Source organism: Pseudomonas sp. URMO17WK12:I6 (assembly GCF_003253625.1).
Lineage (GTDB): Bacteria > Pseudomonadota > Gammaproteobacteria > Pseudomonadales > Pseudomonadaceae > Aquipseudomonas.
Genome location: NZ_QKYZ01000004.1, coordinates 324,451 through 339,831, shown reverse-complemented (window position 1 = coordinate 339,831; position 15,381 = coordinate 324,451). Strand labels below are relative to the sequence as shown.

Annotated in this window: 14 protein-coding genes; 10 read left to right on the top strand and 4 right to left on the bottom strand. The window is 60.5% G+C overall.

Annotated features, from left to right (window positions below):
• Positions 1 to 59: 59 nt before the first annotated feature.
• The gene (locus tag F475_RS09865; RefSeq protein WP_026286574.1) at positions 60 to 1,133 is read right to left on the bottom strand and encodes a diguanylate cyclase; all 1,074 of its coding nucleotides are present in this window, start codon (positions 1,131 to 1,133) and stop codon (positions 60 to 62) included.
• A 260-nt stretch (positions 1,134 to 1,393) separates the two neighbouring features.
• Here F475_RS09865 and F475_RS09860 point away from each other — a divergent pair, with 260 nt between their 5' ends.
• The 5 genes from F475_RS09860 (at position 1,394) to F475_RS09840 (ending at position 7,691) form a co-directional block, all read left to right on the top strand.
• Entirely contained in the window at positions 1,394 to 2,338 is a 945-nt protein-coding gene (locus F475_RS09860) for an alpha/beta fold hydrolase (RefSeq protein WP_111453820.1), read from the top strand.
• Positions 2,339 to 2,401: 63 nt separating this feature from the next.
• Entirely contained in the window at positions 2,402 to 3,901 is a 1,500-nt protein-coding gene (gene glcD, locus F475_RS09855; protein ID WP_111453819.1) for a glycolate oxidase subunit GlcD, read from the top strand.
• Positions 3,901 to 4,950 (top strand): glycolate oxidase subunit GlcE, encoded by a 1,050-nt coding sequence (gene glcE, locus F475_RS09850; protein WP_111453818.1) that lies wholly within the window; start codon positions 3,901 to 3,903, stop codon positions 4,948 to 4,950. The genes glcD and glcE overlap by 1 nt, the downstream gene beginning before the upstream one ends.
• A 1-nt stretch (position 4,951) precedes the next feature.
• The gene (gene glcF / locus F475_RS09845) at positions 4,952 to 6,169 is read left to right on the top strand and encodes a glycolate oxidase subunit GlcF (protein WP_111453817.1); all 1,218 of its coding nucleotides are present in this window, start codon (positions 4,952 to 4,954) and stop codon (positions 6,167 to 6,169) included.
• Between the two features lie 130 nt (positions 6,170 to 6,299).
• Positions 6,300 to 7,691, top strand: coding sequence for a VOC family protein (locus F475_RS09840; protein WP_111453816.1), 1,392 nt, complete (start codon positions 6,300 to 6,302; stop codon positions 7,689 to 7,691).
• Between the two features lie 121 nt (positions 7,692 to 7,812).
• Here the strand turns inward: F475_RS09840 and F475_RS09835 are convergent, their stop codons facing one another.
• Complete coding sequence (locus F475_RS09835; protein ID WP_111453815.1) at positions 7,813 to 8,595, bottom strand: tellurite resistance TerB family protein; 783 nt, start codon at positions 8,593 to 8,595, stop codon at positions 7,813 to 7,815.
• 107 nt (positions 8,596 to 8,702) lie between these two features.
• Here F475_RS09835 and F475_RS09830 point away from each other — a divergent pair, with 107 nt between their 5' ends.
• From F475_RS09830 to F475_RS09820, 3 genes are all read left to right on the top strand, one after another.
• The gene (locus F475_RS09830; protein ID WP_111453814.1) at positions 8,703 to 9,068 is read left to right on the top strand and encodes a VOC family protein; all 366 of its coding nucleotides are present in this window, start codon (positions 8,703 to 8,705) and stop codon (positions 9,066 to 9,068) included.
• Between the two features lie 197 nt (positions 9,069 to 9,265).
• The gene (pcsA, locus tag F475_RS09825) at positions 9,266 to 9,988 is read left to right on the top strand and encodes a phosphatidylcholine synthase (protein WP_018928045.1); all 723 of its coding nucleotides are present in this window, start codon (positions 9,266 to 9,268) and stop codon (positions 9,986 to 9,988) included.
• A gap of 11 nt (positions 9,989 to 9,999) precedes the next feature.
• Positions 10,000 to 10,386: a DUF488 domain-containing protein gene (locus tag F475_RS09820; RefSeq protein WP_018928046.1), complete on the top strand. Its 387-nt coding sequence runs from the start codon at positions 10,000 to 10,002 to the stop codon at positions 10,384 to 10,386.
• Here F475_RS09820 and F475_RS09815 read toward each other — a convergent pair.
• Positions 10,383 to 11,882: an amino acid racemase gene (locus F475_RS09815; RefSeq protein WP_111453813.1), complete on the bottom strand. Its 1,500-nt coding sequence runs from the start codon at positions 11,880 to 11,882 to the stop codon at positions 10,383 to 10,385. The two genes, F475_RS09820 and F475_RS09815, sit on opposite strands and share 4 nt — an antisense overlap.
• Before the next feature lie 11 nt (positions 11,883 to 11,893).
• Positions 11,894 to 13,186 (bottom strand): dicarboxylate/amino acid:cation symporter, encoded by a 1,293-nt coding sequence (locus F475_RS09810; protein WP_064617014.1) that lies wholly within the window; start codon positions 13,184 to 13,186, stop codon positions 11,894 to 11,896.
• A 234-nt stretch (positions 13,187 to 13,420) separates the two neighbouring features.
• Here F475_RS09810 and F475_RS09805 point away from each other — a divergent pair, with 234 nt between their 5' ends.
• Together F475_RS09805 and F475_RS09800 are read left to right on the top strand one after the other, a co-directional pair.
• Positions 13,421 to 14,344, top strand: a complete 924-nt coding sequence (locus F475_RS09805) for a LysR substrate-binding domain-containing protein (RefSeq protein WP_111453812.1) — start codon at positions 13,421 to 13,423, stop codon at positions 14,342 to 14,344.
• A gap of 85 nt (positions 14,345 to 14,429) precedes the next feature.
• Positions 14,430 to 15,356, top strand: a complete 927-nt coding sequence (locus F475_RS09800; protein ID WP_018928050.1) for a universal stress protein — start codon at positions 14,430 to 14,432, stop codon at positions 15,354 to 15,356.
• The last annotated feature ends 25 nt before the right edge of the window (positions 15,357 to 15,381 follow it).

The following is a 15,381-nucleotide window of genomic DNA, read 5'->3' as shown; positions in this document are numbered from 1 at the left end:
ACATACAAACCTGCATGACCACACATTCCCTGTGGGAGCGGGCTTGTGTGGTTATTGGGTTACACAGAATCCAGCAACTCTTTACGCGGCTTGCCGTCGCCATGGCAAATGACGCGGTTACGGCCGGTGCTCTTGGCTTCGTAGAGCGCCTGGTCGGCGTCGTTGAGCCACAGGGTCGCTTCGTCGTGGGCCGGGTTGAAGGCCGCCAGGCCGATGCTCAAGCTGACCTTCAGCGCCGGGTTCTGCTCGTAACCCAACGTGGCGAAACGAGCACGCAGCGCATCCATCGCCACGGCGGCACGCTCCAGCGGCAGGTCCGGCAGCAGCACGCAGAATTCGTCGCCACCATAGCGCCCGGCGACATCGGCTGCCCGCAGGTTCTGCTTGAGAATTTTGCTCAGCTGACGCAAGACGATGTCCCCGGCGACATGGCCGTAGGTGTCGTTGATGGTCTTGAAATGGTCGATGTCGATCAACGCAATCGCCCCACCCTTCTGCTGGCGCCGGCAACGCTGAAACTCGATTTCCAGCTGGTCTTTCCAGGCGCCGTGATTCAGCAAGCCAGTCAGGCTGTCGGTGCGGCTCAGGGCCAGCAACTCGCGCTTGTGTCGGCCCAGAGTGTGGGCCTGACGGAAACAGACCCAGCCCAGGGACATCGGATAAATCGACAGTAAAGGTAAACAGGCGTATAGCTGAAATGGACTGGTTTGCGGGACAAAAGCCGGCATGAACACCAGCAGCCCGAGGCCGATCCCGAGGATCTGCGCGACGGCGCCCGCCAACAGAAAACGCAAGCCACCGATGGCCACGTTGTGCATCGCCATCATCGACAGCGTAGCTGCGCTGGGCAGCGGATTGAACTGCATGGCGGCCACCCAGAAACCGCCGAGAAACGCGTCCACCAGAATGTTGCGGTGTTCGGCGTGATAAGGAATTTTCGCCCGACGCGCCCATTGATAGGCCACATGCGGCCAGATGACGCCGTTGAACAGCATCACCACCCAGACCCAGGGCGCGGGGTCGAGTGGATACATCCCTGCACCGACACACAATAGTCCAAGGGCCAGACCCAGGATGCGCGACCCATAAAGCCTCCTGGCCAATGAAAGTCCCTTTCCTCCCTTTTTTTCCATAGAGGCCTCTGTACTACTGAACCGAGCCTGACATCACATGGGTGAAAGTGATTGAAGTCTATCAGGGGAACGGCGAATAGCCATCACCGGATGACGGTCTGACAGCTGGTAGCTCCAATAGTGTGGTATCGCGATGAGGCGAGTGCCCAATGTTTGTCTATACATGAAGTAAGGGATCGATAAACCACGATAAACAGGAGGCCGCTGCAGAGGCTCCGCCAACCACCTTCCGTCCTGATCACTGCAAAAGGAATAGCCTGATGCTTTTGTTGGTTGTCGTTATCGCCGTTTTCGCGGCCTGGAGCTGGTTGAGCTACCCGGCCATCGGTTACTGGCTCTATGACTTGAACATGGCGCTGGAGGCCCGGCTGTATCGGTTGCACAAGCTTATCGTGCCGATCACCGAAATGACCGTCTCGACCTGGCAAGGCGGCCCCTACGAAGCCTCCAGCAACATACTGATGCTGCACGGCTACAGCGCCGACAAGAATATCTGGCTGCGCTTCGCCCGGCATTTTGTCAACGACTACCGGGTGATCATCCCCGACCTCGCCGGCCATGGCGAAACTGGTTTCAAGGCCGGTGGTGGCTACGACATTCCGGTCCAGGCCAAGCGGTTGATCCAGTTGCTCGATGTCTGCGGGGTCGAGAAGGTGCATGTGATCGGCAACTCCATGGGCGGCTACATCGCGGCATGGCTGGCGGCCAATTACCCCGAGCGTATCGTCTCGCTGGCGCTGCTCGACCCGGCTGGCGTCACTGCCCCGGAACCCAGCGACATGGAGCGCCACCTGGCTCGCGGCCATAACCCGTTCCTGATTCATTCCCGTGAAGAGTTTCAGCATTTCTACGCCATGACCATGGCTTCGCCGCCATGGGTACCGGGGATCGTGCTGGACGCTGTCGCCCAGCGCTATGAACAGCAGCGCGACGAGCTGGAAGAAATCTTCAGGGACTTCCGGGCCAGCCCGCCGATGGAGCCAAAACTGCCCGATATCAAATGCCCGGCGCTGCTGCTGTGGGGGCGCAAGGACCGCTTGATCGACGTCAGCAGCGTGCCCGTCTGGAGCAAGGGCATCGCCGATCTGCGGGTGGAAATCTGGGACGGTGTCGGCCACATGCCGATGGTTGAGCAGCCGACCAAAACCGCACGCTTGTACCGGGAGTTTTTGCGGGCGCATCACATGACCCCCACAGCCTCATAGCAGCTGCTACGGGTTGGCAGATAATTCGGGGGGATGCTCGGCGATTCATACGAGGCGCGATTGATGAACATTCTTTACGACGAACGCATCGACGGCGCCCTGCCCAATGTCGACAAGGCCGTGTTGCTCAAGGCCTTGCAACAGGAGGTGCCGGACCTGGACATCCTCTGGCGCGAGGAAGAACTCAAGCCCTACGAATGCGACGGTCTCTCGGCCTATCGCACCACGCCGATGCTGGTGGCCCTGCCCCGGCATCTTGAACAGGTGCAGGCACTGCTCAAGCTCTGCCATGCCCGGAACGTGCCGGTGGTGGCGCGCGGGGCCGGCACCGGGTTGTCCGGCGGTGCGCTGCCGCTGGACAAAGGCGTGTTGCTGGTGATGGTGCGATTCAACAACATCTTGCACATCGACCCCGCCGCCCGCACCGCACGGGTCCAGCCAGGGGTGCGCAACCTGGCGATTTCCCAGGCAGCGGCGCCCTTCGGTTTGTATTACGCACCGGACCCGTCCTCGCAAATCGCCTGTTCCATCGGCGGCAACGTCGCGGAAAACGCCGGTGGCGTGCATTGCCTCAAGTACGGCCTGACCGTGCACAACCTGCTGAAACTCGAAATCCTGACCCTTGAAGGCGAACACCTGACCCTCGGCGCCGACTCGCTGGACGCGCCGGGGTTTGACCTGCTGGCGCTGTTCACCGGCTCCGAAGGCTTGCTGGGGATCATCACCGAAGTCACGGTCAAACTGCTGCCCAAGCCTCAGGTCGCCAAAGTCCTGCTGGCCAGTTTCGATTCCGTGGAAAAGGCCGGTCGCGCGGTGGCCGAAATCATCGCCGCCGGGATCATACCCGGTGGCCTGGAAATGATGGACAACCTGGCGATCCGCGCCGCCGAGGATTTCATCCACGCCGGTTACCCAGTGGATGCCGAAGCGATCCTGCTGTGCGAACTGGACGGCGTCGAAGCCGATGTCCATGACGATTGCGAGCGAGTCCGCGAGGTGTTGCAACAGGCCGGCGCCAGCGAGGTGCGCCAGGCCCGGGACGAGGCCGAGCGCGTGCGGTTCTGGGCCGGACGCAAAAACGCCTTCCCGGCCATCGGCCGCCTCTCGCCGGATTACTACTGCATGGACGGCACCATCCCCCGTCGCGAACTGCCCGGCGTACTCAAGGGCATCGCCAACCTGGCGCAAGAATACGGCTTGCGGGTGGCCAACGTGTTCCACGCCGGTGACGGCAACATGCACCCGCTGATCCTGTTCGACGCCAACCAGCCCGGCGAACTGGAACGGGCCGAAGCCCTCGGCGGCAAGATCCTCGAACTGTGCGTGAAAGTCGGCGGCAGCATCACCGGCGAGCACGGCGTGGGCCGGGAGAAAATCAATCAGATGTGCGCGCAGTTCAACAGTAACGAGTTGACCTTGTTTCACGCGGTGAAAGCCGCGTTTGACCCGCAGGGGCTGCTCAACCCCGGCAAGAACATCCCGACCCTGCACCGCTGCGCGGAATTCGGCGCGATGCACATCCACGCAGGAAAACTGCCGTTCCCTGAGCTGGAGCGTTTCTGATGGCGGATTTCGATGCCAGTGAAGCCCTGCTCGACCAGGTCAGGCAGGCGCTGGAAAACGCCACGCCGCTGCGCATTCAGGGAGGGAACACCAAGGCCTTTCTCGGCCGTGAAGTGGCCGGCGAAGTGCTCGACACCCGCGCCCACTGCGGCATCGTCAGCTATGACCCGACGGAACTGGTGATCAGCGTTCGCGCCGGCACACCGCTGAGCGAACTGTTTGCCGCGCTGGATGCCGCGGGGCAAATGTTGCCCTGCGAGCCGCCGTCGTTCGGCGAAGGCGCCACGGTCGGCGGGATGATCGCGGCGGGGCTGTCCGGGCCACGGCGCCCGTGGGCCGGCTCGGTGCGGGACTTTGTCCTCGGTACGCGGGTGATCAGCGGTCTGGGCACTCACCTGCGCTTTGGCGGCGAAGTGATGAAAAACGTCGCCGGTTATGACCTGTCGCGCCTGATGGTCGGCAGTTACGGCTGCCTCGGCGTGCTGACTGAAGTCTCGCTCAAAGTGCTGCCCAAACCCCGGCAATGCCTGAGCATCAGCCTGGACATCGACTGCGCCCGCGCCTTGGCCAATCTGGCGCAATGGGGCCAGCAACCGCTGCCCATCAGCGCCGCCAGCCACGACGGCCAGCGTTTGTACCTGCGCCTGGAAGGCGGCGAAGGCTCGGTCGCGGCGGCCCATCAACGGCTCGGTGGCGAACCGTTGGACTCGGCCTATTGGTCCGACCTGAACGAACAACGACTAGACTTTTTCAATGAAGGCCTGCCGTTGTGGCGCTTGTCATTGCCCAATAACCTCGGGCCACTGGACTTGCCCGGCGAGCAGTTGATCGACTGGGGTGGCGCGCAACGCTGGTTGAAATCAGCAGCCGATAACATTCAATCACTGGCTCAGCAGCACGGCGGCCATGCCACCTGTTTCAGCCATGGCGTCACAGAAATGCCTTTCCAGGCCCTGGCCCCGGCGCTGCTGCGCTATCACCGGCAACTCAAGGCGCAACTGGACCCGCAAGGGTTGTTCAACCCCGGCCGGATGTACGCGGAGCTGTAAGATGCAAACCAATCTCAGCGAAGAGGCCCGCCAACTGCCCCGCGCCGAAGAAGCGGACAAGATCCTGCGCACCTGTGTGCACTGCGGGTTTTGCAACGCTACATGCCCGACCTATCAACTGCTCGGCGACGAACTGGACGGGCCGCGTGGGCGCATCTACCTGATCAAGCAAGTGCTCGAAGGCGCCCCCGCCACGGCCCAGGCCCAATTGCACCTGGATCGCTGCCTGACCTGCCGCAACTGCGAAACCACCTGCCCGTCCGGGGTGGATTATCACAACCTGCTGGACATTGGCCGCGCCGTGATCGATCAAGCGGTGCCACGCCCGGCCAGTCAACGGCTGTTGCGTCAGGGCCTGCGGGCATTGGCGCCAAACCCGATCCTGTTCAAGACCCTGCTGCAGATCGGCGCCACTTTCCGGCCGTTGCTGCCACGGGGGGTTGAGGCGAAGTTACCCCACGACCTCCCTGCTCCGGGCGAACGCCCCGTCCCTCGGCATGCGCGCCAGGTGTTGATGCTCGAAGGCTGCGTACAACCCGGTCTGTCACCGAACACCAACGCCGCGACGGCGCGGGTGCTGGATCGGCTGGGAATCAGTGTGATTGCGGCGCTGGAAGCCGGCTGCTGCGGCGCGCTGGACTATCACCTCGACGCCCAAGCTGTGGGCCTGGACCGCGCCCGACGCAACATCGACGCTTGGTGGCCGTACCTGGAAAGCGGCGCCGAAGCCATCGTGCAAACCGCCAGCGGCTGCGGCGCATTCATCAAGGACTACGGGCATCTGCTGGAGCGCGACCCGATTTATGCGGCCAAGGCACGGCGAGTCAGCGAAATGGCCCTGGACCTGGTGCAAGTGCTGGCCGATGAACCGTTGGAACGGGTCTGCGCCGCCACCGACCGGCGGATCGCCTTTCACTGCCCCTGCACCTTGCAGCACGCACAGAAACTCGGCGGCGCGGTCGAGGCCGTGTTGACGCGGTTGGGCTTCAATCTCACAGCTGTACCCGACAGTCATTTGTGTTGCGGCTCGGCGGGCACCTATTCGATCACCCAGCCGGAGCTGGCCCGGCAACTGCGCGACAACAAACTCAACGCCCTGGAAAGCGGCCACCCAGAGGTCATCGCCACCGCCAACATCGGCTGCCAGAGCCACCTCAACAGCGCCGGGCGCACCCCAGTCAGGCACTGGATCGAATTGGTGGACCAAGTGCTGCGTTAACCGAACACTTCCGCGTTGCAAGAACAGTCCTTGGCAGAATGAAGTTCGTCAGAAACTTCGTTTGTCGGCGCCGCCGAAGGCTGCGATCTTTTCCGGCATCCGTTACGTCACTGCGCCAGGAATTTTTTTCATGAGCCACCCGAATTTCGTCAGCCCTGACCTGATCCGCCAACGCTTCTCCAAAGCGATGTCCGACATGTACCGCGAAGAAGTGCCGCTGTACGGCGCGCTGATGGAACTGGTGGAACAGACCAACCGCCACGTGCTGGACAGCGACCCGCAAATCGCCCGCCAGCTGCACAGCACCGGGGAAATCCAGCGGCTGGACCTGGAGCGCCACGGTGCAATCCGCGTCGGCACCGCCACTGAACTGGCAACCCTCGCCCGCCTGTTCGCGGTGATGGGCATGCAACCGGTGGGCTATTACGACCTGACCCCGGCCGGCGTGCCGGTGCATTCCACTGCATTTCGTGCCGTGCATGAGGCGGCGTTGCAGGTCAGCCCGTTCCGGGTGTTCACCTCGCTACTGCGCCTGGAACTGATCGAAGACACCGAACTGCGGGCCTTTGCCCAATCAGTGCTGGACCAGCGTTCAATCTTCACCCCGGCTGCGCTGACGCTCATCGAACGCGCCGAAACCCAGGGCGGCCTGACCGAATACGAGGCGCAAGACTTCGTCGCACAAGCCCTGGAAACCTTCCGCTGGCACCACAGCGCCACCGTCACCGCCAAGCAGTACCAGCAACTCAGCGCCCAGCATCGACTGATCGCCGACGTGGTGGCGTTCAAAGGCCCGCACATTAACCACCTGACGCCGCGCACCCTGGACATCGACATCGTCCAGGCACAAATGCCCGCCCACGGCATTACCCCCAAAGCGGTGATCGAAGGCCCACCCCGCCGCCAATGCCCGATTCTGCTGCGTCAAACCAGCTTCAAGGCGCTGGACGAGCCTGTCGCTTTTACCGATCAAGCCGAGATGCGTGGCAGCCACAGCGCCCGCTTCGGTGAAATCGAACAGCGCGGCGCGGCGCTCACGCCTAAGGGCCGGGCGCTTTACGACCGTTTGCTCAACGCTGCCCGGGATGAGCTCAAGGAGTTTCCCAACGAAGCCAATGCCGCACGCTACAACGCGCTAATGACGCAGCACTTTGGCGAATTCCCTGACACCGTTGAGGATATGCGCCAACAGGAACTGGCGTACTTTCGCTACTTCGTGACAGAAAAAGACCTGTCTGCGGATGGGCTGAAAGGCGCGTCGCTGGAGGATTTGCTCCGTGACGGGTATGTGCGGGTAGAACCACTGGTGTACGAAGATTTCCTGCCGGTCAGTGCGGCGGGGATTTTTCAGTCGAACCTGGGGGACGCGGCGCAAACCCACTATGGCGTGCATTCGAACCAACAGGCGTTCGAAAAGGCGCTGGGACGGTCGACGATTGATGAGTTGGGCTTGTATGCCGAGACGCAGCGGCGATCGATCGAAGAGTGTTTTGCAGCATTGGGCTTGAAGGTTACCGATTAGGCGTTATGGCCGCGAAAAGATCGCAGCCCTGCGGCAGCTCCTGCAGAAATACGTATTTCATGCAGGAGGGGCCGCCCCGTCGTTCGTCGCGTCGTTGCCGGCACGGCACGTTTTCGACCTTTTAAGCCGCACCGCCCTTGGCCTGTTGCTCCAGGTGCAGTTGCAGCTCTGGATCGATCTTCAGCGCAGCGGCCAGTTCGTCCAGATAATTGCGCTCGGCATCCTGCTGATCGTCCACCAGCATCACGCTGGCCAGGTACATCTCGGCGGCCATGCCCGGGTCCTGGGCGGACTGCGCCACATCGGCGGCATCCAGCGGCCGGGCGACTTCGTCATCGAGCCATTGTTGCAGTTGCGGGTCGTCGGTATGGCGGCCGATTTCAGTGCTGATCATTTGTTTCTCGGCGTCGTCGATACGGCCGTCGGCCTTGGCGGCGGCGATCAAGGCGCGAAGGATGGCGTGGCTGTGGTCTTCGATTTCCGGACCGGACAACAGATCAACGGTACGCGGCGCCTGTTGGGGTGCCGAGGCCTGGCTGCGTTGCCATGCCTGATAGGCCTGGAACGCCATCATCCCCAAAGAGGCCAACGCCGCATAGTTGGTGCCGCCCGAACGCGTTTGGCTTGAACCGCCCAAAGGGGAACCGCCGCCCAACAGACCACCGAGCAAACCTCCCAAACCTCCGCCGCCAGCACCTCCACCCGCGCTGCCGCCCAACAGGCCACCGAGCAAGCCACCCAAGCCGCCCAAGCCGCCTTGAGTCGACGCCGCACCACCACCTTGTTGCGACAACGAGCCCTGGCCGGCCCGCAGTAATTGCTCAAGCAAATCGCTGGTGTTCATGACGACGTCCTCATTGATGGGCAGAAACCAAGTCAGGCAACGATAGTCCTCGCCGGACATTCCGCCAACTCTGTCTGGCTGACGTCAAATGGTGCCCCTTCACACTCCTGACAGAAACTGACAGCGCCTCCTTTTATGCTGCGCCCACCTTCTAATGGAGCAACCCCATGATCACTCCCCGTTTCATTTTGCTTTTCGTGGACAACCCCGCCGTCAGTGCACGGTTTTATGAGTTTCTGCTGGAGCGCAAGCCCGTGGAAGAATCGCCGACCTTCGCCCTGTTTGTCCTGGACGACGACTATAAACTGGGGCTTTGGTCGCGGCATACCGCCGAACCTGCAACGACTGTAACGGGCGGCGGGACCGAGCTGGCGTTCCCGGTGGAGTCTGCCGAACAGGTCGATGCACTGTTTGCCAAGTGGAGCGCCCTGGGGCTGACCATGCTGCAAACACCGACCGAACTCGACTTCGGTCGCACCTTCGTCGCCCTTGACCCGGATAGCCATCGGCTGCGTGTGTTCTTTCCTCATTAAGCTGACAACACTGGCATACAACGCTCATCACGTACCCCGGATATTTCCGGGGTATTTTTTTGCGCGGCGTCTAAGATTCAAAGGTGGTGAACCTTATCCCCGAAAATCCGGTCGATACCTGCAACCCGATCCGGTTTGCCGACGCCCTCAATAGCAGGGTGATAACTGGCTTGCTTCATTTTCTGGAGAACGCCCCCGTGATATCCACCGTACACATCGCCAGGCTCAAAGCATGGGGCGCCCATGGTTTTACCGCCACCGGCGTGGTCACTGCTTTCCTCGCGACCCTCGCCTTGCTGGAGAACCAGCCCACCCATTGCCTGCTGTGGCTGGGCGTGGCGCTGATCGTCGACGGGCTGGACGGCGCGCTGGCACGCAAGGTCAATGTGCAATCGGTGCTGCCAAGTTTCGACGGCTCGATCCTCGACCTGGTGATCGACTACCTGACGTATGTGTTTATCCCGGCGCTGTTCATCTACCGTTACATCCCGTTGCCGGACTACACCCTGCTGCTGACCGTGTCGCTGATTCTGGTGTCGTCGCTGTTCTGCTTCTGCAACGTCAACATGAAGAGCAAGGACAACTACTTCCAGGGCTTCCCGGCCGCGTGGAATGTGGTTGCGTTGTGCCTGTACATCATCGGTCCGTCGCCGTGGATCACGTTGCTCACCGTGATCGGCCTGGCGCTGTTGACCGTGACTCGAATGAAATTCCTGCACCCGTTCCGCGTGCGCCGCTTCATGCCGATCAACATTGCCGTGACGGCCATCTGGTTGCTGTGCAGCTTGTCGCTGGTGCTCAACCATCCGGTCATCAATCCACTGGTGATGGGCCTGTGGCTGCTGATGTCGGCGTACTTCCTGGGGATCTGCATCTGGCGCACGGCGCTGGAGTGGTTCGACGGCTCGCGGCTCAAATAGGCACTGCATTCATGCCCATCCATATCGTGCGACTCGGTTCACCTCGCACCGCAAATGAAGGCCTGCGCCTGGGCACGGTACGCCGCCCGCCCCGTGGCGTACCGAAGGCCGAATTCGCCAGCCGTGATTTCTATGATGTGTGGCAACCGCTGCTGTCCCCCAGCCCCGAACTGGTGGCCGAAGCCAAAGCGGCAGAAGATGCCAAAGCCTGGGAGACCTTCAAGCGCAAGTTCAAGGCCGAGATGAACCATCCCGCGCCCAGTCAGCTGCTGGACCTGCTGGCCGCCCTCTCCCATCAAACCTCACTGGCCGTGGGGTGTTATTGCGAAGACGAAGCGCACTGCCATCGCTCCGTATTACGGGAGTTGCTGGAGGCACGGGGCGCAAAAATTGTTTAGCCAAGATGCAAATTTGATCGCTCGCCCGAATGTTCACCGGCAAGCTGAATACACTTCATAGCCAGAATGGTCGTCGGGTCGATCAATGCCACTTGATGCCCCTTGATCATGAAGGCCTCGCCGTGCTGCAACACCAGCGGCAACTCCGTGCATCCCAGGATAAGCACATCGGCGCCCAGTTCACACAAGTGCTCGGCGGCGATCAGGAGTTGGTCCCTGCAAAGACCCTCGGTGAACCCGGCCTTGATCCCGAGCGCCCCATAAATCGCATCCATGACCAACGCCTGGTAATCCACACCGGGGGCGATTATGTGCAGCCCGGCCCGCCGGGCGGCCTCGTGGTAGACCTGACTCTTGATCGTGCCCGACGTCGCCAGCAGCCCCACTGTTTTCCCGGCGCCATACCGCTGAACGATGGCCTCTACCGTCTCGGCAAGCATGTTCACAATGGGTACGCGCAAGTGTGCCTGGATGCGCTCGACGAATGCGTGGGCGGTGTTGCACGGGATCGCAATCGCATTGGCTCCTGCGCTTTCAAGCCGCTTGCAGGTGGCATACATCGCCATCGTCGGATCAGTTTCGTCATTCAACAAATTGGCGGTGCGATCAGGAATCTGGGGGTTTTGTTCGACCACCATCTTGATGTGCTCCTGGTCACGGCCGGCCGGTGTATGCGCAACCACCTTGCCCATGAAATCGACCGTTGCCGCAGGCCCCACCCCGCCTACGATCCCAAGCTTGAAGGGTGGGCGATTCGACTGACCTTTCTGCTGAGTCGCGAAGCCGGCATAAATCTCATTGATATCCAGCACCGTGATGCCCCGACGCTGCAGGTCGCCGCAGACCAACGAGAGCTCGGTCATGCCCGGCAAGACCATCGTGGCCCCCTGCTCCTGAAGTGACAGGCAGGCCTGATACACGCATTCCAGCGGTACACCGTCAAGGTAGCCATCCTTGATGCCGTTGACGCCATACATCGCTTCCATCAACCCCGATTGTTCGTCGGCACCTGGATAAACGAGTTTGAAGTCGGAGCCGAAGTAGCGTTCGAACAAACCGGCGTGACGAACATAGTCTGAGGCGAGAATGCCCAATACCGTGCCGGGTTCAACAACATGGTCGATGTGCCTGCGCAATGCGGCCATCATGTCCAGAACCGGTATGCCTATCTCCTCCTGTATCTCTTCGCGGAAAGTGTGACTGGCAAAACACGGCAGTACGATCGCGCTGACCCCGCTGGCCTCGAAAGTCTGACAGACCTGGAAAACATAGAACTTTCTGGAGGTCATGCTCGCGCCCCGATCCAACGGCATCAGCACATCTTTGAACGGGTGCTGCTCGAACAGGAAGTGATAGCGGCCTTGATCCTCCAGTACCGCCCTGGACTTCACCAACTTATAGAAAAGATCGCCGCCGGCCAGTGAGCCAAGCCCGCCGACGATGCCCAGTTTGTGTACCAATGAAGACTCACGGGATGGCTTCGATTTCGTTTTCATGGTGATAGCGCTCAGACGGTGGCTACAGAGCGAACAGGCAGTGGGGACACCTCGGTTTGCGGCACGTCGTCCGGCTCTTCGAGAGGCTCGGATTTAGCGATCACGGCTGTTGCGATGCTGTTGCCCACCACATTGGTGGCCGTCCTGGCCATATCGAGGAACTGATCAATACCGATGATCAGCAAAATGCCAGCCTCTGGCAGATTGAACATGGGCAACGTCGCCGCCACGACCACCACCGAAGCCCGGGCAACACCCGCCATGCCCTTGCTGGTAATCATCAGCGTCAGCAAGATCAGCAGCTGCTGCGTAAAGCTCAAATCAATGTTGTAGGCCTGAGCGATGAACATAATGGCGAAGGCTTGATACATCATCGAGCCGTCGAGGTTGAATGAGTACCCCAGTGGCAGTACGAAGCTGGATACCCGCTTGGGTGCGCCGAACTTCTCCAGGGCTTCCATGGTTTTTGGATAGGCGGACTCACTACTGGCCGTCGAGAATGCCAGCAAAATGGGTTCGCGGATCAACTTGCCCAGGGTAAAGACTGAACGCCCCAGAAACAGGTAGCCGGCAGCGAACAACACACCCCATAGAATCACAATGCCCAGGTAGAACTCGGCAATCAGTTTTCCATAATCGACCAGCAAGCCGAGACCTTGGGTGGTGATGGCCGAAGCGATGGCGGCAAAGACACCGACTGGCGCAAAGGCCATGACATAGTCAGTGATCTTGAACATCACCTTGCCCAGTTCTTCAATGCTGTCGGTGATCTTCGTGTAGCCAGCGCGCTTGATGCCTGCCAGCGCAAAGCCGAAAAACAAAGAGAACACTACAATTTGCAGAATCTCATTGTTGGCCATGGCTTCTGCGATGCTTCGAGGAAACACGTGACTGATGAATACCTTGAGGCTGAAGTCACCCGTGCTGACAACGGCCGGCGCCGCTGCGCCTTGAGTCACCTGCAGATCCAGACCCGCGCCTGGCTGGAACACATTCACCAGCAACATGCCAATGAACAGCGAAATGATTGAGGCCGACACGAACCAGATCATCGCCCTCGCGCCGATCCGCCCTACGGAACGGGAATTACCCATGCTGGCAATACCACCGACCAGTGTGGCGAACACCAAAGGCGCGATGATCATCTTGATCAACCGCAGGAAAATGTCCGTCACCATCGAGAAGTAGGAGGCGATCTCCCTGGCGGCTTTCTCATCCGCTGCGAAATGATGGCAGGCCCAACCTGCAAGGACGCCCAAGGCGATAGCCATCGCAATCTGGCGGGGTAGTCTGTTTCTTTTCACGGTGCATTTCCTCAAGTGGTTTTGTAGGTCTTTTTACTTGGCAGGAGACAAGATTGAAGTGCCCCGATGTTCTGCGGCAGCGGGGTTGTGGCACCGATTCTAAGGACGCCCTTCACGCCGGATGATGAGTAATCACCATAGGCTGATGCGTTTTTGGAATAGTTTGCGAAATTCCCTTAATGGCGCCATTGCACCGCAGTAAACTCTTCGCCAGAGACGCAATGAGGTGCCAGCATGCAAACCAAATGGTTGGACGATCTTCTGGCGATTGCCGAATGGAAGAACTTTTCCCGAGCGGCGGAAGTGCGTTGCGTCACGCAGTCCGCGTTGTCCCGGCGGATTCGTTCACTTGAAGAATGGGTGGGCGCCGAACTGGTGGATCGCGGCACTTATCCTGTCCAGCTGACTCAAGCGGGCCGCAGCTTCTGTGAAGAGGGGCGCGAGGCGCTGTCGGCATTGCTGCAATTGCGCCTGGCCCTTCGCGAAGGCGAACGAATGCCGGGGCGCTCGATTCAGGTCACCGCCGGGCACAGTCTTTCAATGACCTTCCTGCCTAAATGGCTCACCCAGTTTCAACAGCAGAATGAGCCCTTCAATGCTCGCGTGGTGGCCGCGAACATCCACGATGCGGTGATTGCGCTGGAGGAAGGCTGCTGCGATTTGATGATCGTCTACCACCATCCCCTCGCCCCGATCCAGCTCGACCCCGAGAAGTTCGGCAGCTTGACCCTGGGGCATGATTCGTTCGTTCCACTGTGCGCGCCGGACAATAACGGCAAACCGGTGCATCGGCTGCCGGGGACGGCCGCCAAACCAGTGCCGCACCTGGCCTATACCGCGACCACTTTTTTGGGCCGCGTGGCTGATATCGTCATCAAGAATGCACCGACTGCTTGCGTGCTTGATCGTTGCTTTGAGGCGGACATGGCCATGTTGCTGATGAGAATGGCGATCGAGGGCTACGGCGTTGCCTGGCTGCCCCTGAGCGCCGTGACCGATGAACTGGAGCGAGGGCAATTGGTGCTGGCCGGCGGCGATGAGTGGAAGACCCGGCTGGAGATACGTTCGTATTGTTCAATCGCCAATCAGAACCCGACGATGCGCGAGCTTTGGAAGACGCTTGAGAGCGCATCGCGAGCAAACCCGCTCCCGCATTAGAAGCGGACGAGGGGTTGATCATGGTCAATAATGAAAGATGTATTGAACGATCACCGTCAGCTCGCTTACCCACGGGAGGTTTGTCATGTCTGGTGAATCACGCTTCATGCTGGTCGCCTCACCGCTGATGGAACACAGCCCCGCCTTCGACCGGGCCGCGATGCTGGCCAAGGCCGAGGGGGCGGCCCTGCACATCGTGGCCTTCGACTATCTGGAAGGTCTGGCGACCGCCAGCCTGGTCAACGAAAAAGCCCTGGAACAGATGCGCTTGGGCTACATCGAGCGTCACCGCCAGTGGCTTGAGGAACAGGCCCATCCCTTGCGCAAGATCGGTGTACACGTCACCACCGAGGTGGCCTGGGTCGAGCATCCGCTGGAGGAAATCCTGATTCACCTCAAAGAGCAGCCGATGGATGTGCTGATCAAGGCGCTGGAGCATCAATCGCGGCTGTCGCGACTGGTGTTTACGCCCCTCGACGTGCATTTGCTGCGCGAATGCCCGGTGCCGCTGCATTTCGTCAGCCATGCCACTCGCGCGTTGCCGCGCAAGATCGTCGCCGCGGTCGACCCGCTTCATCGCGATGATCACTACAAAAGTTTCAACGACCGAATCCTTCACGAAGCATCGAAACTGGCGAGCGCCTGCAATGCCGAGCTCGATGTGGTCTACGCCTGCGACCTTTCAGCCATCAGCGCGGATGAGTTCAACTTCTATAACGGTTCGGCGCTTTTCTCTTCGGGCCAGATCAAGACCCTGTTCGACCTCCAGGAGGATGCGTTCAACGAACTGGCCGCGCGCAACGGCATCGCGCCGGAGCAGCGGCACATGATCATGGGCAACCCCACCAAGGTACTGACCCACTACACCGAGACCCATGATGTGGATGTGATCGTCATGGGCCGGATCGGCCATCGCGGCATGGGCCGGTTGATCGGCAGCACGGTGGAGCATGTGCTGTACAAAATGCCATGCAGCGTGTGGGTGGTGTACACCGAATCACTGGATGAGTGACTGGGCGGGTTGAAATCCCTCGCCA